General features: G+C 66.3%; 1 protein-coding gene. It reads left to right on the forward strand.

From position 1 onward, the window contains the following. Positions 1-966, forward strand: a 966-nt coding sequence (locus tag AAHH99_RS22690; RefSeq protein ID WP_418770744.1) for a DUF222 domain-containing protein, incomplete at both ends; no start/stop codon positions are given.

Raw genomic sequence — 966 nt, forward strand, 5'->3', positions numbered from 1 at the left:
ATGTTCGAAGAGGCTTCGGATGCGGACTTGGTCACCTTGATGGGTGAGGAGGCGCGTGAGGAGTCGGCGGCGATGGGACGGCGGTTGTCGTTGGTGGGGGAGTTGTGCGCGCGGCGTCACCCCGAGATGGTTGGAGCCGAGTTCTATGTCGCTGATGCGATCTCGGCGGTAGCAGCTGAGATCTCGGCGGTGCACAACATCAGCCACGCCCGGGCGGTGAGTCAGGTCGAGATGGCCCTGAGCCTGCGGGATCGGCTTCCGCAGGTGCTGCGGAGGTTTCGTCGGGGGGTGATTGACTATCGGATGGTGTCGACGATTATCGCGCGCACCCAGAACGTCGATGACGAGGTGATGGTGGGCCTGGATGAGGCGTTGGCCTGGCGGGTTGAGAAGTGGATGAAGCTGTCCAAACCCAAACTGCGTGATCGCATCGATGTGTTCATCGCCGAGTTCGATCCGGCCGCGGTGCGCGTGCCGCCCGAAACCGACAGGCACCGCTATGTCGAGATCAATCCTGGCGACGTCGCGGGGATGGTCTTGATGTCTGCACAGCTCCGTGCTGAAGATGGCGCCGCGCTCGATGCTGGGTTGGATGCGTTGGCCGCCACGGTGTGTGACAACGATCCGCGCACCAAGGCCCAGCGCCGCGCTGATGCGTGCGGGCCGCTGGGGCGCCGGGAAGCCACACTGGCCTGCCAGTGCGGGCTCGACGATTGCCCGGCGGCTGGGCGGCGGGCCGAGGCGGCTGCTGCGGTGGTCCATGTGCTGGCCGAGCAGGGCACCGTGGAGGGCACCAGCGCCAAACCGGGATATCTGCCCGGTTTCGGGGTTCTGCCTGCCGAGTCGGTGCGTGAGCTGGCGCGCAACGCTGAACTCAAGCCGGTGATCGTGCCCTCGGCCGATGACGCTGCGCGCGCCGGGTATCGTCCCGGCGCCAGGTTGACTGAGTTCTTGCAGTGGCGCGAC

Origin of the sequence: Mycobacterium neumannii, from assembly GCF_048452905.1 — a bacterium.
GTDB lineage: Bacteria > Actinomycetota > Actinomycetes > Mycobacteriales > Mycobacteriaceae > Mycobacterium > Mycobacterium neumannii_B.